This is a genomic window from Enterobacter sp. SECR19-1250, assembly GCF_013391025.1.
GTDB classification, from domain to species: Bacteria; Pseudomonadota; Gammaproteobacteria; order Enterobacterales; family Enterobacteriaceae; genus Enterobacter; species Enterobacter cloacae.
Genome location: NZ_JACASJ010000057.1, coordinates 24,448 through 31,402 on the forward strand (window position 1 = coordinate 24,448; position 6,955 = coordinate 31,402).

Genomic DNA, 6,955 nt, shown 5'->3' on the forward strand with positions numbered 1-6,955 from the left:
GGGGATCAAGACTCAGTGTGCGCGGCCTTGTTCCACGCCCAGGCCGGTTTGCGAGCGGATAAACTGGGCGCGGAATTTCTCACGCTCCAGGTTCCCCTCCGGCGAGTTGTCGGTTGCAGAGAAGATCCAGATACCGATAAACGCCACGGCGATTGAGAACAGCGCCGGGTACTCATACGGGAAGAGCGCCTTTTCGTGACCGAGGATCTGCACCCAAATCGTCGGGCCGAGGATCATCAGAATCACCGCGGTCAGCAGCCCCAGCCAGCCGCCTACCATTGCGCCACGGGTGGTCAGTTTAGACCAGTACATGGAGAGCAGGATGATAGGGAAGTTACAGCTCGCCGCAATTGAGAAGGCCAGCCCCACCATGAAGGCAATGTTCTGCTTCTCGAAGAGGATCCCCAGCAGGATCGCCACCACACCCAGAATCAGTACGGTGATTTTGGAGACTTTGAGCTCTTCACGCTCGGTTGCGCCTTTGCGGAACACGTTCGCGTACAGGTCATGCGACACCGCAGATGCACCGGCAAGCGTAAGCCCGGCAACCACGGCAAGGATGGTGGCAAAGGCCACCGCTGAGATAAAGCCGAGGAACAGGTTGCCGCCTACCGCATCCGCCAGATGCACTGCCGCCATGTTATTCCCGCCAATCAGCGCGCCCGCCGCGTCTTTAAATGCCGGGTTCGCTCCCACCAGCATGATGGCGCCAAAACCGATGATAAAGGTCAGTATGTAGAAGTAACCCATAAACCCGGTGGCGTAGAAGACGCTCTTGCGCGCTTCGCGGGCATCGCTCACGGTGAAGAAACGCATCAGGATATGTGGCAAGCCTGCGGTACCAAACATCAGACCCAGACCGAGTGAAAGCGCGGATATCGGGTCTTTCACCAGCCCGCCCGGGCTCATGATCGCTTCCCCTTTCGGGTGGACAGCCATTGCTTCGGTAAACAGGTTGTTGAAGCTAAAGCCGACGTGTTTCATCACCATAAAGGCCATGAAGCTCGCGCCGAACAGCAGCAGAACCGCTTTGATAATTTGCACCCAGGTGGTTGCCAGCATGCCGCCAAACAGGACGTACATCACCATCAGCACACCCACCAGCACCACCGCGACGTGGTAGTTCAGGCCGAACAGAAGTTCGATCAGTTTGCCTGCGCCAACCATCTGGGCGATCAGATACAGCGCCACCACCACCAGCGAACCGCAGGCGGAGAGAATACGAATCGGACCCTGCTTCAGGCGATACGAGGCCACGTCAGCAAAGGTGAAACGCCCCAGGTTGCGCAAGCGTTCGGCGATCAGGAACAGAATGATCGGCCAGCCCACCAGGAAGCCGAGAGAGTAGATCAGACCATCGTAGCCGGAGGTGTACACCAGCGCGGAGATCCCAAGGAAAGATGCGGCAGACATAAAGTCGCCCGCAATCGCCAGCCCGTTCTGGAAACCGGTAATATTACCGCCCGCAGTGTAGTAATCATTACGGGAACGAACGCGTTTCGACGCCCACCAGGTGATATACAGCGTCAGCACCACGAAAATCAGGAACATGATAATCGCCTGCCAGTTGGTTGGCTGGCGCTGAACCTCGCCGGTAATGGCATCTGCGGCGTGTGCCGCAAAGGGAAGTGTGGCGGCAAGCGCCGTCAGGACTCTCTTCATGATGCTTTTACCTCACGCAGTACCGCTTTATTAAGACGATCGAATTCGCCGTTCGCGCGCCAGACGTAGACGCCGGTCAGCACAAACGAAATCACAATCACGCCAATGCCAATCGGGATGCCCCGTGTGACGCTGGTGCCCTCATGCAGCGGCGTACCCAGCCAGTGTGGGGCGAAGGCGATAAGCAGAATAAAGCCGACGTAGATAATCAGCATGATGATGGAAAGTAAGAAGGCAAACCGTTGCCGTTTATCAACGAGCTCCCTGTAGTGCGCACTATTCTCTATCTGCTGACAAATATCGTTATTCATCACAGAAATCTCCAGAAGTAAGGTTGGTTTGTTTTATCCCCTCTCCCCTATGGGGAGAGGGTGAGGGGAGGAAGGTGCGGTCTGATGCCCTCACCCCGGCCCTCTCCCACAGGGAGAGGGAGAAAAGATTACGAAGGCATTGCGATGGACTGCTTCTCTTCGAGCAGTTTTTCCACCACGCCCGGATCGGCGAGCGTTGAGGTATCACCAAGGTTGCTGGTGTCCCCTGCCGCAATTTTGCGCAAGATACGGCGCATAATTTTGCCGGAACGAGTTTTCGGCAGTGAGTCAGTCCAGTGCAGTACATCCGGCGTGGCAAGCGGGCCAATCTCTTTGCGGACCCAGTTGCGCACGTCGGCATACAGTTCTGGCGATGGCTCTTCACCGTGGTTCAGCGTCACGTAGGCGTAAATCGCCTGGCCTTTAATGTTATGCGGGATCCCCACAACGGCGGCTTCGGCAATCTTCGGATGCGATACCAGCGCGGATTCAATCTCCGCGGTGCCCAGACGGTGGCCGGAGACGTTCAGCACATCGTCCACACGCCCGGTGATCCAGTAATAGCCATCCTCGTCGCGACGCGCGCCGTCACCGCTGAAGTACATGTTTTTAAAGGTTGAGAAGTAGGTCTGCTCGAAGCGTTCATGGTCGCCAAAGAGCGTACGTGCCTGGCCCGGCCAGGAATCGACGATCACCAGGTTGCCTTCGGTGGCGCCATCCTGCGGATTGCCTTCGTTATCCACCAGCGCAGGCTGGACGCCGAAGAACGGTTGGGTCGCTGAACCGGCTTTTAAGCGGGTCGCACCCGGCATTGGGGTGATCATGAACCCACCGGTTTCGGTCTGCCACCAGGTGTCCATTACCGGGCATTTTTCGTTGCCGATCTTCTTCCAGTACCACTCCCAGGCTTCCGGGTTGATAGGCTCGCCGACGGAGCCGAGGATGCGCAGGGAAGAGCGGTCAGTGCCTTCTATCGCTTTATCCCCTTCCGCCATCAGCGCACGGATCGCCGTTGGCGCGGTGTACAGAATGTTGACCTGGTGCTTATCGACCACCTGGCACATCCGCGCCGGGGTTGGCCAGTTTGGTACACCTTCAAACATCAGCGTTGTTGCACCGCAGGCCAGCGGGCCGTACAGCAGATAGCTGTGACCGGTGACCCAGCCCACGTCGGCGGTGCACCAGTAGATATCGCCCGGATGGTAGTCGAAAACGTATTTAAAGGTGGTGGCTGCATAGACCAGATAGCCACCGGTGGTGTGCAGTACGCCTTTCGGTTTGCCGGTGGAGCCGGAGGTATAGAGGATAAACAGCGGATCTTCCGCGTTCATCTCTTGCGGTTGATGCTGGTCGCTTGCTTTTTCAATCAGGTCGCTCCACCACAGGTCACGCCCTTCATTCCAGTCGATCTTGCCACCGGTACGCTTAAGGACGATGACGTTGCTGACGGTTTTGACGTTCGGGTTTTTCAGCGCTTCGTCGACATTTTTCTTCAGAGGAATACCGCGCCCGGCGCGCACGCCTTCATCGGCGGTGATCACCAGTTTCGAACTCGAGTCGACAATACGCCCGGCAACCGCTTCCGGCGAGAACCCGCCAAAGATAACGGAATGGATCGCGCCGATGCGCGCGCAGGCCAGCATCGCCACCGCCGCTTCCGGCACCATCGGCATATAGATGGCGACCACATCGCCTTTTTTAATGCCCTGGTCCAGCAGCACGTTAGCGAAGCGGCACACGTCGCGGTGCAGCTCTTTATAAGAGATATGTTTGCTCTGAGAGGCGTCGTCGCCTTCCCAGATAATGGCGGTTTCGTTACCGCGTTCGGCAAGGTGGCGATCGAGGCAGTTCGCCGCAAGGTTTAGCGTGCCGTCTTCATACCATTTAATAGAAACGTTACCCGGTGCAAAGGAGGTGTTCTTCACCTTCTGGTAAGGTTTGATCCAGTCAAGAATATGGCCCTGCTCGCCCCAGAAAGCGTCAGGATCAGAGACAGATAGCTGATACTTCTCGTGGTACTGCTCCGGGTTGATCAGGCAACGGTCCGCAATGTTAGCGGGAATGTCGTGTTTGTGTATTTGGCTCATGGCTTTTTTTCTCCTTGTAAGATGTTAATAATATGTCGCAAAAACGTTAATAGTAGGGGCTTTACAAGCTTTGTTTATTATTTGGGCGGCAGATCACGCATTGTTTGAAGCGTATGAAAAATGAGCGAATGAAACTTTGAAGAAAAATAATTTACCGGACGGATTATTCACATTTGCGCATAAAAAATCGTTTTTATAACAAATGGTTATTTATAAGAATTATCGTAAACTCGCGTCATAACGGCTTTTCGTAGTGAAATGCGTTGTTCTTTAAGGCTTGCGCAACACACCGCGCAGATGATACTCATACGCCGCGTTAAAAAATCCCATAAACCAACGCAACACAATTCATACCCTTTCAGTATGTCTCCATATTCATGCAGTCTGCATGAATAGGGCGCTTCATTGAGGAAGTCAGTTTCTATGAAAAACGTTAAAGTCAGCCTGGCCTGGCAAATCCTGCTGGCCCTTGTGCTGGGTATCCTGCTGGGTAGCTATCTCCATTATCACAGCGACAGCCGCGAGTGGCTGATTGCGAACTTGCTCTCCCCGGCGGGCGATATCTTTATTCATTTGATCAAAATGATCGTAGTGCCAATTGTCATCTCGACGCTGGTGGTCGGTATTGCCGGAGTCGGTGATGCAAAACAGCTGGGCCGCATCGGTGCAAAAACCATTCTCTATTTCGAAGTGATCACGACGATTGCCATTATCCTTGGCATTACCCTGGCGAATGTCTTCCAGCCAGGTTCCGGGATCGATATGTCGCAACTTGCGACGGTGGATATTTCGAAATACCAAAGTACGACCGCTGAAGTGCAGAGCCATGCGCACGGCCTGATGGGCACCATCCTGTCGCTGGTGCCGACTAACATTGTGGCGTCGATGGCGAAGGGCGAGATGCTGCCAATCATCTTCTTCTCGGTGCTTTTTGGTCTGGGTCTTTCCTCTCTGCCTGCCACGCACCGTGAACCGCTGGTCACCGTGTTCCGCTCCATCTCTGAAACCATGTTTAAAGTGACCCACATGGTGATGCGTTACGCGCCGGTCGGGGTGTTTGCGCTTATCGCGGTAACCGTGGCGAACTTCGGTTTTGCCTCCCTGTGGCCGCTGGCGAAGCTGGTAATTCTGGTGCATTTCGCCATCCTGTTCTTCGCGCTGGTGGTACTGGGCATTGTGGCGCGCCTGTGTGGGCTGAGCATCTGGATCCTGATCCGCATTCTGAAAGATGAGCTGATTCTGGCGTACTCCACGGCCAGCTCTGAAAGCGTGCTGCCGCGTATTATTGAGAAGATGGAGGCCTATGGTGCCCCGGCTTCTATCACCAGCTTCGTGGTGCCAACCGGCTACTCCTTTAACCTGGACGGCTCGACGCTGTACCAGAGCATCGCAGCCATCTTTATTGCCCAGCTGTACGGCATTGATCTGTCGCTGTGGCAGGAAATTGTGCTGGTGCTGACGCTGATGGTGACCTCAAAAGGGATCGCGGGCGTGCCGGGTGTCTCCTTCGTGGTGCTGCTGGCGACGCTTGGCAGTGTCGGTATTCCGCTGGAAGGCCTGGCGTTTATCGCCGGTGTTGACCGTATCCTCGATATGGCGCGTACGGCGCTGAACGTGGTTGGAAACGCGCTGGCGGTGCTGGTTATCGCCAAGTGGGAACACAAGTTCGACCGTAAAAAAGCGCTGGCGTATGAACGCGAGGTGCTGGGTCGTTTTGATAAGACGGCTGACCAGTAACATCCTAAGCCCGGTGGCGCTGCGCTTACCGGGCCTACGGGTTTTGTAGGCCGGGTAAGGCGAAGCCGCCACCCGGCACGTTATTCTCCGCTCAACGCATCAAACTCTTCACATCCCGTATCAAACCCTTCCGTACAGCTCAGGTTCAACCAGTAGAGCGCCTTCTGTTTATTGGGCGTGATAAAGCCTTTCTCGCCCTGCTGGAACAGCATCCCTGCCCAGTATTCGGCATAGCCAGTGCGTGACAAAGATGAGCTGCGCTTAAACCATGATGCCGCCAGAGCGTCGTCCTGGGCCACTTCTACACCGTTGGCATAAATCAGACCCAGCAGCATTTGCGCATCTACCGCAGAGTCGTTGTCGATATCTTCGGTGGCCGTCTGCAGCAGTTTGATGGCCTGCGGGTAGTCTGTTTTGCCACCCTGGGTATTCACCAGAACGCGTGCCAGCATAATGGCGCCACGCTTGCTGCCCGCAATCGTGGCCTGCTCGGCCAGCGCTTTAGCCTGAGCGTAATCGCCCTGAGTAAAGTGGATCTGAGACAACAGGGCCATGGCATCGATGTCGCCCCCTTTTGCCGCTTTCTCTGCCCACATCGCCGCCTGCTTGCTGTCGCCGGAGCTGAACCAGGTGTCGGCGAGATAATACTGAGCGCGTGCATCGCCCGCCTCCGCCTGCGCTTTGTACTGGCTGCCAATCTCATCGGCATGGACGAACGACGTAAAAATTAATAACAACAGTAAAAATGGTTTCATGGATTCTTATCATCTGGGTACACGCCGCGCAGTATAATCGCGGCCATAGAATAAAAAAACGGGTGCGTTAAGACCTCAGCATCCTGCAAGCCGGGCGGAACTGTCATTCCGCCCGCAGAGGTTAGCCTGCAACGCAGGCTAATTTCGCCGCCACCTCCTGATGTTCACTCTTTATTGTCAGTTCGCATAACTTTCCGCGAGTAATAAAGGTAAAGATCACTATCGTCAGGCAGATAATAAAAACAATGCCTAACGCAGTTTTTAATGGCGTCATGCCTTTTACTCCTTGTCAAAAAAAGAATAAGAGGCTACCCTCAACTTGTTGGGAGTTGAGTCGGGTAGCCTCGGTGTACTGACCCCAAAAAGTTGGACAGTTAAACACGAGGCACATAGGTCTGGGTTC

General features: G+C 55.1%; 6 protein-coding genes. 1 reads left to right on the top strand and 5 read right to left on the bottom strand.

From position 1 onward, the window contains the following. Nucleotides 1–12: 12 nt before the first annotated feature. From actP to acs, 3 genes are all read right to left on the bottom strand, one after another. A complete protein-coding gene (gene actP, locus HX884_RS15425; RefSeq protein WP_013095079.1) occupies nucleotides 13–1,662 on the bottom strand; it encodes a cation/acetate symporter ActP in 1,650 nt (549 codons plus the stop codon). Further along, nucleotides 1,659–1,973, bottom strand: coding sequence for a DUF485 domain-containing protein (locus tag HX884_RS15430; protein ID WP_013095080.1), 315 nt, complete (start codon nucleotides 1,971–1,973; stop codon nucleotides 1,659–1,661). The genes actP and HX884_RS15430 overlap by 4 nt, the downstream gene beginning before the upstream one ends. Nucleotides 1,974–2,101: 128 nt before the next feature. Next, nucleotides 2,102–4,060, bottom strand: a complete 1,959-nt coding sequence (gene acs / locus HX884_RS15435; protein WP_178328444.1) for an acetate--CoA ligase — start codon at nucleotides 4,058–4,060, stop codon at nucleotides 2,102–2,104. Between the two features lie 423 nt (nucleotides 4,061–4,483). Between acs and gltP the strand changes: the two genes are divergently transcribed. Then, entirely contained in the window at nucleotides 4,484–5,797 is a 1,314-nt protein-coding gene (gltP, locus tag HX884_RS15440) for a glutamate/aspartate:proton symporter GltP (protein ID WP_013095082.1), read from the top strand. Between the two features lie 80 nt (nucleotides 5,798–5,877). Here gltP and HX884_RS15445 read toward each other — a convergent pair whose 3' ends face one another. Together HX884_RS15445 and HX884_RS15450 are read right to left on the bottom strand one after the other, a co-directional pair. Continuing rightward, on the bottom strand, nucleotides 5,878–6,552 hold the full coding sequence (locus HX884_RS15445; protein ID WP_038980834.1) for a tetratricopeptide repeat protein: 675 nt from the start codon (nucleotides 6,550–6,552) through the stop codon (nucleotides 5,878–5,880). A 121-nt stretch (nucleotides 6,553–6,673) separates the two neighbouring features. Continuing rightward, the gene (locus HX884_RS15450) at nucleotides 6,674–6,826 is read right to left on the bottom strand and encodes a Hok/Gef family protein (RefSeq protein WP_013095084.1); all 153 of its coding nucleotides are present in this window, start codon (nucleotides 6,824–6,826) and stop codon (nucleotides 6,674–6,676) included. Nucleotides 6,827–6,955 lie beyond the last annotated feature (129 nt).